11 protein-coding genes are annotated in these 13,071 nt (G+C 51.7%); all 11 read left to right on the forward strand.

Annotated elements, in window-relative coordinates; genetic code table 11:
* The first annotated feature begins 75 nt into the window (after positions 1 to 75).
* The 11 genes from Pla110_RS12495 (at position 76) to Pla110_RS12545 (ending at position 13,067) form a co-directional block, all read left to right on the forward strand.
* On the forward strand, positions 76 to 1,203 hold the full coding sequence (locus Pla110_RS12495) for a glycosyltransferase (protein WP_144996087.1): 1,128 nt from the start codon (positions 76 to 78) through the stop codon (positions 1,201 to 1,203).
* 204 nt (positions 1,204 to 1,407) lie between these two features.
* Complete coding sequence (locus Pla110_RS12500) at positions 1,408 to 1,848, forward strand: division/cell wall cluster transcriptional repressor MraZ (RefSeq protein ID WP_144996088.1); 441 nt, start codon at positions 1,408 to 1,410, stop codon at positions 1,846 to 1,848.
* Between the two features lie 256 nt (positions 1,849 to 2,104).
* Positions 2,105 to 3,130 (forward strand): 16S rRNA (cytosine(1402)-N(4))-methyltransferase RsmH, encoded by a 1,026-nt coding sequence (rsmH, locus tag Pla110_RS12505; RefSeq protein ID WP_231742403.1) that lies wholly within the window; start codon positions 2,105 to 2,107, stop codon positions 3,128 to 3,130.
* A gap of 213 nt (positions 3,131 to 3,343) precedes the next feature.
* Positions 3,344 to 5,149 carry a LysM peptidoglycan-binding domain-containing protein gene (locus Pla110_RS12510; protein WP_144996089.1) on the forward strand — a complete coding sequence of 602 codons (1,806 nt, stop codon included), beginning with the start codon at positions 3,344 to 3,346 and terminating at the stop codon, positions 5,147 to 5,149.
* 105 nt (positions 5,150 to 5,254) lie between these two features.
* A complete protein-coding gene (locus Pla110_RS12515) occupies positions 5,255 to 5,596 on the forward strand; it encodes a hypothetical protein (protein WP_144996090.1) in 342 nt (113 codons plus the stop codon).
* Between the two features lie 48 nt (positions 5,597 to 5,644).
* Positions 5,645 to 7,426 carry a peptidoglycan D,D-transpeptidase FtsI family protein gene (locus Pla110_RS12520; protein ID WP_144996091.1) on the forward strand — a complete coding sequence of 594 codons (1,782 nt, stop codon included), beginning with the start codon at positions 5,645 to 5,647 and terminating at the stop codon, positions 7,424 to 7,426.
* A 128-nt stretch (positions 7,427 to 7,554) separates the two neighbouring features.
* Entirely contained in the window at positions 7,555 to 8,073 is a 519-nt protein-coding gene (locus Pla110_RS12525) for a flavin reductase family protein (protein ID WP_144996092.1), read from the forward strand.
* A gap of 47 nt (positions 8,074 to 8,120) precedes the next feature.
* Positions 8,121 to 9,566 (forward strand): FAD-binding oxidoreductase, encoded by a 1,446-nt coding sequence (locus Pla110_RS12530; protein WP_144996093.1) that lies wholly within the window; start codon positions 8,121 to 8,123, stop codon positions 9,564 to 9,566.
* Positions 9,567 to 9,632: 66 nt separating this feature from the next.
* Positions 9,633 to 10,880: an FAD-binding oxidoreductase gene (locus Pla110_RS12535; protein WP_144996094.1), complete on the forward strand. Its 1,248-nt coding sequence runs from the start codon at positions 9,633 to 9,635 to the stop codon at positions 10,878 to 10,880.
* A gap of 44 nt (positions 10,881 to 10,924) precedes the next feature.
* Complete coding sequence (locus Pla110_RS12540) at positions 10,925 to 12,304, forward strand: (Fe-S)-binding protein (RefSeq protein ID WP_144996095.1); 1,380 nt, start codon at positions 10,925 to 10,927, stop codon at positions 12,302 to 12,304.
* A gap of 100 nt (positions 12,305 to 12,404) precedes the next feature.
* Positions 12,405 to 13,067, forward strand: a complete 663-nt coding sequence (locus Pla110_RS12545; RefSeq protein ID WP_144996096.1) for an HAD family hydrolase — start codon at positions 12,405 to 12,407, stop codon at positions 13,065 to 13,067.
* Positions 13,068 to 13,071: the final 4 nt, after the last annotated feature.

Consider the following 13,071-nt stretch of genomic DNA (forward strand, 5'->3'; position numbering starts at 1 on the left):
ACGATACACTACCCGCAGCCAAAGCCCAAGGCGCTGCCGCCTGCAAAACCAACATTAATTGACCGAAATAGTCCCGTGACCGACTCGATTGTGGAACAGACCGAACGACCACGCCCCGTCACCTTCCTGATCACCGATCTCGATCAGGGAGGCGCCGAGCAGGCACTCGTAGAACTTGTCACCCGACTTGACCGCACCCAATGGGCCCCTTCCGTCCTCTGCCTCAGCAAAAAGGGAGTCTTAGTGGAGCGGTTGCGACAAGCGGATATCCCTTTCAAAGCTCTCGGCGCTAAATCTCTCCGTGACCTGCCCCGAGTATTCCTGCAATTGCGTCGGAAACTTAAGGAACTGAACCCGGAGATACTTTGCACCTACCTGTACCACGCCAATATTCTGGGCCGTATCGCCGCTTGGACGCTTCGTTCCCGGCCGCGCGTCTTCTGCGGAATCCGGGTCGCAGAAAAGCGGTCCAAGTGGAGACTTCGAATTGATCGGGTTACGGACTGGATGGTGACAGGCCACCTTTGCGTCAGCCAGGACGTCGCCCGCTTCTCTGAGGAAGTCGGGAAACTTCCCGCGAAAAAACTCCATGTCGTTCCCAATGGAGTCGACATCACGCGATTTGAGAATGCCGACCTCTTGAATTGGCAGGAGATAGGACTTGCTCCATCAGCCAAAGTCTTACTCTACGCAGGGCGTCTTAATCCTCAGAAAGGATTGGATGATCTGTTAACGGCGATCATTCCTCTTTTAAAACGAGATTCCGATCTGCATCTGGTCCTCGCCGGAGAAGGATCCCTTCGTCAACGAATTGAACAGCGAATTGCCATGGAACAGCTGGAGCAGAAAATCCTTCTGCTCGGTCATCGTAATGACATCCCAAAGCTCATGAGAGGGGCGACAGTGCTGGTCCATGCTTCCCATTGGGAAGGAGCACCAAACGTCGTTCTGGAAGCCATGGCTGCCCGCCTTCCCGTCGTCTGTACGGCAACCGAGGGTACGGGAGAACTCGTTCCCCAAATAGACCTCGGGAGGGTCGTTCCAATTGGAGCAACTTCTGAATTTCGAGCAGCCGTTAAGGAATTATTGAACGACGAAGAACTCCGCCGGAAAACCGCAAATTCAGCGTATCTTCATGTGAAACAAGAATTTACGTGGACTAAATCTGTTTCAAATTGGGAAGAGGTCGTTCTGTCCTCATAGTAAAATCAGTCTTGCTCATCGAGTCCTCGGATACAATTCCAAAAATCCCGAAAATCGCAATCCGTTCCCAGCTAGTGACCTACGTCCATATCGGAAATTGCCCACGCCATTTAGATGGCTCGAACTATTGACGGAGGGAACCAAATAGTTACATTGATTCCTGTTGTGGGGATTAATGGTGAATAGTGGGGATTCTTGATAACTATGGCACTCACTGGAAGTTACGGCAGGTCTTTCGATGAAAAACATCGTTTCGCCTTGCCCAAAAAGTTCCGGGAGATTTTATGCCCCACTGAATCCGAAATCGTCATTGCACCAGGCACGGAAACATCGCTTTCAATCTATTCTCTGACCGAATTTGAACGCATTGGTCAAAAGTTGACCGAGAAATCGACCAATCGCCGCGAAACGCTGACTTATCTACGCATATTTTACTCTCAAGCCGAACACTTGACCCTCGACTCACAAGGACGCGTCCGCCTGCCGGAACGGCTGGTTAAGTTTGCACAAATGAAGCCCAAAGGAGAGCTAATGCTGCTGGGAGTGCATGATCACTGCGAAATCTGGGATCGCGAACTGTGGGATCAATTTCTGCAACGTCACGCGGCCGATTTCGACGACATGGCCACTCAGGCATTCGAGTAGGTTTTGTCCAAAACACATTCGATTTTCAAACGATTCCGTCAACACAACGACACACTGCCTTAAACTCACTTTAAATCATCGCAATTGCTTACCGGGCTTTGCGAATACGGAGATTTCAGGGACGAGATTTCCGGTAGCTTGATCTGGTCACAGATCAATACAAACTCTTCATCTCGTTGAAGTCAGGAATGGATTCTTGACGAGATGAAGAGTTTTTCTCTTTTATGGGCGCAGTCAAGGCGTTACAAAGAGTTCAATGGCTGCTTTGCTTTGCAGCCGACGCTGTACCGCCCCAATTTCTAATTGCCCTGCTTCTCCCGTTGATCGCCCTTTCATGCCTCCTGTTCGTCGCTCGAAATCAGCTGCTTCCACCGCCGTTCATCAGCCTGTCATGTTGCGGGAAGTTTTGAGAGCTCTGGAACTTCGAGACGGGCTGCGTGTCGTCGATGGCACCGTCGGCGCCGCAGGGCACAGTGTGCAAATCAGGCCACTAATCGCTCCCAACGGCATACTGATCGGCACCGACCGAGACCCTATGATGTTGGAGTACGCCCGGATCAACCTCGAGAAGGCCGCTGCCGAAAAAGAAATCGCGGGCACCCCGTACCATCTTTGTCAGGGTAGTTACGCATTGTTGCCTGAATATCTGAAGAAGTTGGGGCTCCCTCAAGTGGACCGAGTCCTGCTGGACCTGGGCCTGTCGTCAGATCAATTAGCAGACGGGGATCGGGGTTTCAGCTTCCATGCCGAAGGTCCACTTGATCTTCGGTTCGACACGACCTCCGGAAAACCGGCCAGCGAATGGCTGCAGGAATGGAGTGAAGAGGAACTGGTGGAGATCCTCGAAAATTGGGGAGAGGAGAAATTCAGTCGGCAAATCGCCGCGGCTCTTGTAGCCGGAAAGCCACGACGGTCGATCAATACCGCCAGCGATCTTGTTAACGTCGTCATGCAGGCGATCCCAGTCAAAGTGACTCGCGATTCCCGGAAACATCCCGCAACACGCGTTTTTCAAGCCTTAAGAATTGCAGTGAATGAAGAACTTCGTCAGCTCGAAGTGATGTTAGACGAGATCTTGCCGCAATGCCTTGCCACCGATGGCCTGGCTGTAATCATCACTTTCCATTCTCTGGAAGACCGGATGGTGAAAAATGCGTTTAAAAAGAACGCCATCTGGACGAATCTGACCCCCAAACCGATTGAACCGACCCGAGTGGAGCAGAAGGTCAATCCACGCAGTCGCTCCGCCAAAGTCCGCGTTGCCCGCCGGATTCCTTCCTGAATCTGACGGTTCAAGCACTGATCAGTTGTGAATTGAAAGAGGTATTTCGTCAAAACGCGAAATCGACTAAAACTCTTTCAGATTATCGAGTCGTTCCGCGCTGATTTTGCGGGATAAGATTCGCTGAAATCACTTAATCAACACAACTTACGTCGGATGCGTACCGGCGAACAGAGAACTTCTGGCAGGGAATGCCATCCGGAGTGAGGGATCATGAAAACGGAAACCAAGTTTGGTTTGTTGACCATCGTGATTTTATTGGGCGTCTTCGGGTACGTCGTCTTTGACAAATGGGAAACTCGTAAAGCGATTATCGCCGCCGGGGGAGACCCCGATGCGGTCGAAGGCGAAGTTGCAGAAGGAGAAAACCCGGGTGACCCGTTCCTCGATGAGGGACAAACTCCCGTTGTAAACGTCAACAATGAAGTTGAGTCAACTGAAACTTCCTCCGATCTATTCTCGGAAGCGAACAGCAACTCTTCACCTGCAGACAATAAACTTCCCGCCAACACGTTTGCCGCCAACGAAGAACCATTCAGTCCAGATGCAGAACCCGCCTTTTCCGAGGCAAATTCGAATGAATCGGACTTCGGAAACGAATTCGGCGATCAGTTCTCAGACGCTGACCCATTCCCGGAAGCACAAGAAGGTTCTCCCCAGGAATCGGCCCAGCCAAATGCCTTTGCAGAGGACAACACTTTCTCGGAACCGAACTCTTTTTCCGAACCCAACGCCTTTGCTGAAGACAATTCTTTTGGTGAAGACAATACATTTTCGGAACCAGACGCCTTCGCCCAAGAAAATTCGGTCCCAAAAGAGGACGCTTTTGCCGATCAAGATAGCTTTGGAACTGGTCTGAGCGAAGAGCCTCCTGTGAATGTAGGACAGAGTTCTAACTTTGAACCTTTCTCAGAAACAACGGATCAGGGCAGCATCGACTCGAATGTTGCCAGCAACAACGCATCTCCAGTAAAAGACCCCTTCCCTTCTGATCAGCAACCATCAGAGGAACCTTTTGCCGAACCAGCTGAAGATCTGAACGCCTTCAACGATACACCGTCTGATTTTTCAGACCCCGCCCCAGAAGCGAACGTCGTTGACGCCTTCGCCCCGGAAGAATCACCTTTTGGTGGTGCTGAGCAAGAACCGGCAGTGAAAGATGCGTTTGCGAATACTTCAAACGACATTCCCGTACAGGAAACACCTGAGTTCAATCTGGAAGAGAACGAATTATTCGAAGAGACTTCGACTCCCTCCGAATTCTCCCAGAATCAGACTGAACCTGGCGTGATGAACGAGGCCCCTTTTGACGAAGAGGCTGAATTTGCCGATCCGCCATTTGAACAAGAAGCCGGATCAGACTTTGCAGACAACAATGCTCCCGTCCAGGATGCCTTTGGTCTGGAAGAACCTAAGGAATTGAACCTTTCTACAGAGATCAATACCGCTCCCTTTCAAGATCCACAACCAAGTACACTGGCAAGCGAACCTCGGGCAAAAAGACCCGATCCTTTCGCTCAGAGCGCAGAGGAATACAAGGTTCAGGCGGGGGACAATCTCTGGCGTATCGCCAACAACATTTACGGTTCTGGAACCTACGCCACTGCCCTTGCTCAGTACAATCATCAAACCTTGCCGGATGCGTCCAAATTGAAACCGGGAATGATTTTGAAGACTCCCGCAGTTAAAGAACTTGAGCGATATCAACCCGGTTCCCAGCAGAACATCTCTTTAATGGAAGGGGGAGGAACTGCTAAGGATCCTTTCGCTCAGAAAAGTGGCTTCTTTGTTAATGAAGAAACGGGGGAACCGTTTTACAAAGTTCAGTCCAACGACACCTTAACAGCGATTTCGTATCGCCATTTGGGGCGAGCTTCACGATGGATTCAGATCGTGGCTTTGAACAAAAACGAGATTAAAGACCCGAAATCCCTCAAACCTGGCACCGTTCTTCGATTGCCAGCCGACGCTCGCACAGTTGTGCTTACCTCGGACAGCTTCGAGTCCGATAGAAACTAAAGGGCGCGGTCAGGAACGAACGCGCCGAGATCAATCGAGTGCGTTCGTGTGCAGGGAAGCAATCACGGCTCGCAGATAGTTCTGTATTCGCCGGGTTCGCTAACTATGTTTTTCCGTTTTGGTGCCGCCATCGGCTTGATCGTTATTGTCTGCCTGATTGGTATCGCCATTGAAAAGCGAAACCTTGATTTGCGTCGTGAACTGAGCCAGCAGCACGCCCGGTCCGAAGAGTTTCGCGAAGCCCACGCACGGCTTCGTCTCAAAACGCAGCAGCTGGGGTCGACTTCTCGATTGATGCAGGATATTCCCAAACCCGAGCCAGAAATCGCGGGCACGGAACATATCCATCTCGAGCATGGTGCATCGATCCCCCTACTACGGTGGCGTTCTCACTCTTCCCGTACCGTTAATCAGCGTAATCGTTCGACGTTAAACGTGACTCGTTGACCGACTAAAGAACAAGCCCAATTCCCCTTTATCTTTAACGGATCTCCTATGACCACGGCAGCCGAACCAGCACGCTCGACTAATTATCGCGCGCTATTTCTGGTTCTGCTTTTTCTCATCGGGTTTGCATCGCTGTCCATGCGTCTGGTCCAAATTCAACATGTGGACCAGTCAACTCTTTCGATCCATGCTAACCGACAGCATTCTTTTAAGGAGACGATCTCCGCCCGACCGGGTGAGATTCTCGATCGCAACGGGAAAGTGCTCGCCACGACGATCACAACCTACAGCCTGTATGTCGACCCTTCCCGAGTAGAATCTCCACAAGAGTTCGCCGATGCCATTTGTACTGTCGTTCTTCTTGATCCAGTTGAACTCGCAGCGAGAATAAGTTCGCATCAGCAAAAACAGTTTTTATGGATCAAACGGCGACTTTCCGACGTGGAAGCCAACGCCATTATTGCCCTCGGTCTTCCCGAAGGCTGTTGGGGATTTCGCAACGAATATTTCAGGAGTTATCCCCAAGGCGAGCTAGCCGCCCATCTGCTTGGCCTCCGCGATATCGATGGTCACGGTCGTGGTGGGATCGAAGAAGCATTCGACGAAGTGATACAAGGCCAGCCTGGTTCGCAGACCTTTTTCCGAGACGCCCGCGGACGTATCTTCTTACCGGAGGACTCCGAATTCATTGCGCCGCAACCGGGACGATCAATCGTGCTGACTCTCGACATGGTGATTCAATTCCATGTCGAACAGGAACTCAACAAACTGGTTGAGGAATGGCAACCAAAGTCGTGCTGCGCGATCGTGATGGATCCGCACTCGGGAGAGATCCTGGGCATGGCCTCGCGTCCGAGTTTCAATCCCAACTACCCCGAAAACGTTGCCCCTGCGGCCTGGAAGAATTGCGCGATCTCGGCCATCTACGAACCCGGATCCACATTCAAACCATTGATCGTCGCCAGTGCTCTCGACCGAGGATTGATCTCTCCCACTGACACGTTTGATTGCGAAATGGGAAGTTACCAGATGGGTCGCCGAACCTTGCACGACCATCATCGCTACGGCCAATTGAGTGTGACAGACATTTTAGTCAAATCGAGTAACATCGGAATGGCGAAGATTGGAGAGAGATTACAGAATGCCGGCTTGTATCAGTCCGCGACAGATTATGGTTTTGGACGCACGACAGAGTTCCCGGTTCCGGGCGAACTTCCGGGGAAGCTGCGTCCCTTTTCTGACTGGGACGGATACTCGACCGGTTCCATTCCTATGGGGCAGGAAATCACCGCGACACCACTGCAAATGATTCGCGCCCATGCTGCCCTGGCCAATGGTGGTTTTCTGGTACAACCCAAACTGTTAAGAAACGAGCTGGAAGAGCCCTGGAGTCTGTTTTTGAATGGGGCGACCGTAGAAGATGATGCCACAGGCGATGATTCGGCAAAGGATCCCCATGCAAATCCGGTGCATTCTCGCCGCATCTTATCCAGCGATGTAGCCGACTGGATCGTTCAGCATCCGCTGGCCGAGGTCATTGATCGGGGAACGGGGAAGAAGGCGAAGCTCAAGGAATACCGCCTGTTTGGAAAAACCGGGACTGCTCAGAAAGTGGATCCCGTGACGGGAAAATACTCCAGGTTAAAAAACATTAGTTCATTTATCTGCGGCGGGCCCGTTGAGAATCCTCGACTGTTGGTCTACGTCGTGGCGGATGAACCGGGAGCAGAAAAAAATGCCTACGGCGGCCAGGCAGCGGCTCCCGTTGCTGCTCGCATCATCAAAGCGGCTCTGGATCATCTGCAGGTTCCTCCCCAGACCAGTCCATAGTAACGTTTCGGGTGGACCGTTTCGCTTGGCTCCGGATTCTTCTATAATCACCATCCCCTCACCACCCTCGTTTTATAAGCGAAGGTGGATTGGTTCACTGCTCCTACAGATGATGAAACATTGAATCCATGAACGAATCAGCAACCTCCGGCGAAGCAGGCCGCGAAACGTTGGCCAAAGTGCTTGGCAAAACCCCTAGCGGACTTCATATCCTGATCGCTGGCGATGGAACTGGAAACACGACAGGTATGCTCGCCAGTTGGGTCCAACAGGCTTCGTTCGAGCCGCCTGCCGTGACGGTCGCCGTCAATAAAAAACGATACATCAACGACTGGCTTTCCAAACATCCCCACGTCGTATTGAACTTAGTCGGCGAAAGTCAGAATGAGTTTTTGAAACAGTTTGGAAAAGGATTCGAACCGGACGAACCCGCTTTCGAAGGCATCGTAACGGGCACTGCCGACAATGGACTGCCAACGCTCACGGAAGCACTCGGTTACCTGGAAGGCACAATTAAAGGCCAACTGGAATCAGGGGATCACCTGATTTACTTGATCGAACTCAGTGGAGCCGGCACAGAAGATGAAGAATCTCTCGCCAAAGCCTCGCCTTGGACTCACATTCGCAAAACAGGTTTCAGTTATTAGTCCTTACGACTCACTCCTGTCCGCAATCCTCATGAACAACGCCGCCCATGACCACCACCTCCACTCAACTTATCGACAGCCTGACTAAAATCGTCGGAACAGACCATTTGCTGTTCGACGCGGAAGAACTTCTCGTCTATGAATGCGATGGTTACATCGTCGAGAAAAAATGTCCGGACGTGGTCGTCTTTCCCGCGACCACAGCCGAAGTCGTAGAGGTAGTCAAATCCTGTAACCAGCACGAAGTTCCTTTCGTCCCCCGCGGGGCAGGAACCAGTCTGGCGGGAGGATGTCTCCCAGTCGGCGGAGGAGTCATGATTGCTCTCACGCGGATGCGGGAGATTCACGAAGTCAATGTTCGGGATGGTTACGCGATCGTCGATCCGGGGCTGGTCAATGTTCACCTCACACGCGAAGTCACACCGGACGGTTTTCATTATGCCCCGGACCCATCCAGCCAGGGTGCCTGTACAATTGGGGGCAATGTCGCCACGAATTCGGGGGGACCACACACGCTCAAATATGGCGTGACCGTCAACCACGTCATTGGAATTGAAGTCGTCCTTCCCGATGGCACTATTGCTAATTGGGGAGGAGCGGCTGGAATGCCGGCAGGATTTGATTTAACCGGCCTGTTTGTAGGCAGCGAAGGAACATTCGGGGTCTGTACCCGGGCAACAGTGAGACTTACTCGGAATCCGGCCGCCTATCGGACGATGCTCGCGATCTTCGACGACATTCAAACGGCAACACGAGCAATCAGTGAAATAATTGGTGCCGGTATCATTCCCGCCGCACTGGAACTGATGGACCAGGGAATTATTCACGCTGTTGAAGCGGCCTTCAAGTTTGGATTCCCACTCGATGCAGGGGCAGTCGTACTGATTGAAGTCGATGGTCTGGAAGTCTCCGTCGATGATGAGGCCAGCCAGATCATGGCCTTGTGTCAGCAGGTGGGCGTTCGAGAAATGCGAACGGCCAATTCCCCTGCTGAACGTCAACTGCTGTGGAAATGTCGTAAACAGGCCTTCGGTGCGATCGGACGACTTAGCCCCAGTTTCTGCACCCAAGATGGTGTAGTGCCACGGACACGTCTTCCCGAAATTCTGGAATTCATCGAAGAGACCAGCCGCAAGTTCGATATTCGAATTGTGAATGTCTTTCATGCGGGCGACGGGAACATTCACCCGATCCTCTTGTTCGACGAACGGGACAAGGAACAGATGCAGCGAGTGATTGAGGCGGGTGACGACATTTTGAACAAGTGCATCGAACTCGGTGGCAGTGTCACAGGCGAACATGGAATTGGCGTGGAGAAAATCAACTTCATGCCCAAACTGTTCACGAAAGATGACCTCCAGGTGATGCAGGAAATTCGCGAGGTGTTCAATCCCGATGGCAATTGCAGCCCCTGTAAAATGCTTCCCACCGCCGGAGCCTGCGGCATGGAGCATATTGAACGGTCCCACCCCGGTCGACAGGCGGCAATGTAAGCCACGCATTTATGTAAGCCACGCTTCTCATCATTCTTCTTTTCTCTTTTATTTGATACACCGTCCATGTCGGAAATATCCTCAGACAATATTATTTCGAGTCCGACCAGTGAAAACGAAGTCGTTACGCTGATTAAAGAGCATTCCGCTCAAGCACGACCACTGGTCGCGCGGGGTGGTGGCCATTTTCAAGTATACGGTTATCAGCTCGACTCGGATGTATTGCCCGTCTCGATGACTCAATTGAACCGAGTCATCGATTACCCTTCACGAGACATGACGATCACTGTCGAAGCAGGACTTACATTCGGAGCTTTACAGAAGCAACTGGCAGAAGAAGGGCAACGACTTCCGATTGATGTCCCTTTCCCGGAAAGAGCAACGATTGGTGGCGCTATCGCAGCCAATGTTTTTGGATCGCGCGGTTATCAGGTTGGCACCTGGCGGGATTATCTCCTCGGTTTCTCTGCCGTTGATGGTTCAGGCCGATTGTTTAAAGCAGGTGGAAGAGTTGTCAAGAATGTCGCCGGCTACGATCTCGGTAAGCTGCTGATTGGTTCCCACGGAACATTAGGACTGCTGACTCAGGCAACTTTCAAAGTAAAACCGATTCCAGAAACGAGTCGTTTTCTTCTGGTTACTTTTTCCGATTTTGCCAAAGTCGACTTGGCATTAACCTCTCTCATTCAGACTGCAACTATACCGGTTGCCACCGATCTGCTCAGTCCCGCTGCTGTCAGCATGCTCAACGCAGAGTTACCTAATTCTCTTCCCGCTGACTCACCGGTACTACTAATTGCCTTTGAAGGTTCCATTCGAGAAGTCGACTGGCAACTCGCCAAAATCCAGGAGGAACTTAGTGCAGTCTGTTCTCCGCTGTCCATGAGCGAGATTGACGAAGCCGATACGGAGGCGCTGTGGAAGGGACTGACGGAAACCTTTCAACATCAAAAACAGACAGAGGCATCACCCACATTTTCTCCCGTATTGTTCCAGGCCAATGTGAAACCTTCGGCAATTGTTTCCTTCTGTGAACGAGCGGCGGAACTCGGTTGTGCCTTGCAATGCCATACCCGTTTTGGAATTGTACGAGGGCTGTTACCAGCCGCGATATCCATACGAGAAACAGTCTCTGTTTTGAGGCAACAGGCGGAATCAAGTACGGGTTCGCTGATCGTGATTGCCGATGGACTCAAACGAGGCGACGAACCTGATCCATTCGCGTTCGACCCGTTGCTACTTGAATACATGCGAAAAATCAAGAAAAAGCTCGATCCTCAACAAATTCTCTCTCCCGGCAAGCTATTCGCGTAGAATAGCCATACGTCATTTTATAACACTCTCCAGACAGATTGTTCATGAGTAGCACCACCGAACAGAATTCCGCTCACGATAAAGCCATTGATCCGTTGGACCCGGTCCTGCTGACCTCTGATCAGCAGGTCGCGGCGAAGATCCCGTTTGAGCGATTCCTGGATTGCATTCATTGCGGACTTTGTACGTCTGCCTGTCCGACTTATCTGGAAACGGGCGACGAGAACAATAGCCCCCGCGGTCGAATCTATCTGATGCGCGCCGTCACGGAAGGCAAGATTGCCTTAACGGACAAAGTGGCGGGACACCTTGATCTCTGCCTCGATTGTCGCAGCTGCGAAACAGCCTGTCCTTCGGGCGTGCAGTACGGTCGGTTAATCGAACCATTCCGGATTGGTATGCAGCAACAGGCCGTGAAGGGTGGCAAACCGAAAAGCTGGTTCGAGAAGTTCATTCTATTTGGACTCTTTCCATATCCGTCTCGTTTGAAATGGACGCTGCTCCCCATGCGCGTCCTGCAGAAAACAAAACTCGACCGGGTAATCGACGGATTGGGTCTCACGCGCCTGTTACCAACGCCCATTCGGCGGATGCACAATCTGTTACCCCAGCTTCCCCCGGCGGCAGATCCCCTGCCCCCATTTCTTCCTGCCATTGGAGCGAGGCGGGCACGGGTAGGATTATTTACAGGCTGCGTTTCGGAAGCGATGTTCAGCCCGACCAACCGGGCTACGGCGCGAGTACTACAACAGAACGGATGCGATGTTTTTATTCCTCGCACACAACAATGTTGCGGAGCGATTCACTATCACGGTGGGGAATCGAAACCGGCAGTGGAAATGGCGTTATCGAATGTTAACGCGTTTGCAGAACAGGAACTCGATGCCGTCATCGTCAACGTCGCGGGTTGCGGCGCGATGCTCAAGGATTATCATCATCTTGCAGAAGAGAGTGAGTTTCTGAATGATATCGACCGTGAAAAACTGACTAACTTCGCCCATGAAACTAAAGATGTCAGCGAGTTTCTTTATGAATTGGGGCTGGTTCCTCCCACAGGTGAGATTCCTCTTCGAGTGACGTATCACGACGCTTGCCACTTGGTTCATGCTCAGCAGATTCGCCAGCAACCTCGGGATTTACTGCAGCAGATCCCCGGTCTCGAATTAATTCCTCTTCCCGAGTCCGACATTTGCTGTGGTGCAGCGGGAAGTTACAACCTGACGCAGCCCGACATGGCCGACCGACTTGGCGAACGAAAGTTGAAGAACATCCAGAAGATCGACCCGCAGGCCGTCCTGGCGGGCAACGCAGGATGTTCGCTGCAACTTCAAGCGACCTTGAAAGCAGCCGGATACAAAATTCCTGTTTACCATCCGATCGATCTCCTCGACGCCAGTTACAGACAAGTTTCACTCGGTCAGTAATAATCAGGACGAAAAGCTCTCAAATATCTTATAGCCTTCAATTACCTCACACAGGCTCTCGACTAATCATTAAACCGGACAGGATGCAGGCATACCGCTGATGACTCAGAATTCTAAAACTATTAAAGCAGTTGTTTTTGATCTTGATGGATTGATGTTTAATACGGAGGACATCTTCGAAGTCGCCGCACGTGACCTGCTGGGTCGTCGGGGACACGAACTGACTGACGAAATTCGGCGTATGATGATGGGCCGCCGGGCGTTTGAAGCGTTCGACATGCTTCGCGAAGTTCTTTCGCTGGAAGAGACCGTCGAGGAACTGCTGGAAGAATCAGACGAGCTTTACCAGACCGTCCTCGATGCGCAACTCGCGCCGATGCCAGGTTTGTACGAGTTGCTCGAACATATCGAAGCAAATAATCTCCCAAAGGCAGTAGCGACTTCATCGCATCGGACTTACCTGCACAATATTCTAGGACGCTTCGAAATGGTCGATCGGTTCCAGCATCTTTTCACCGCAGAAGATGTGTCGCTCGGAAAACCTCACCCGGAAATCTATCTGAAATCTGCGGAGGCATTGCAGATTGATCCGTCCGAAATGATTGTCCTCGAAGACAGTCAAGCGGGTACAGAAGCAGCGCACGCGGCGGGCGCCTGTATTATTTCCGTCCCAAACAGACACACCCGAACTCACGATTTTACCGCAGCAACTCTGGTCGTTGATCGCTTAAATCATCCCTCAGTAATGGACTTGATCGGATAAATTA

This window comes from Polystyrenella longa, assembly GCF_007750395.1.
In the GTDB taxonomy this organism is placed as follows: domain Bacteria; phylum Planctomycetota; class Planctomycetia; order Planctomycetales; family Planctomycetaceae; genus Polystyrenella; species Polystyrenella longa.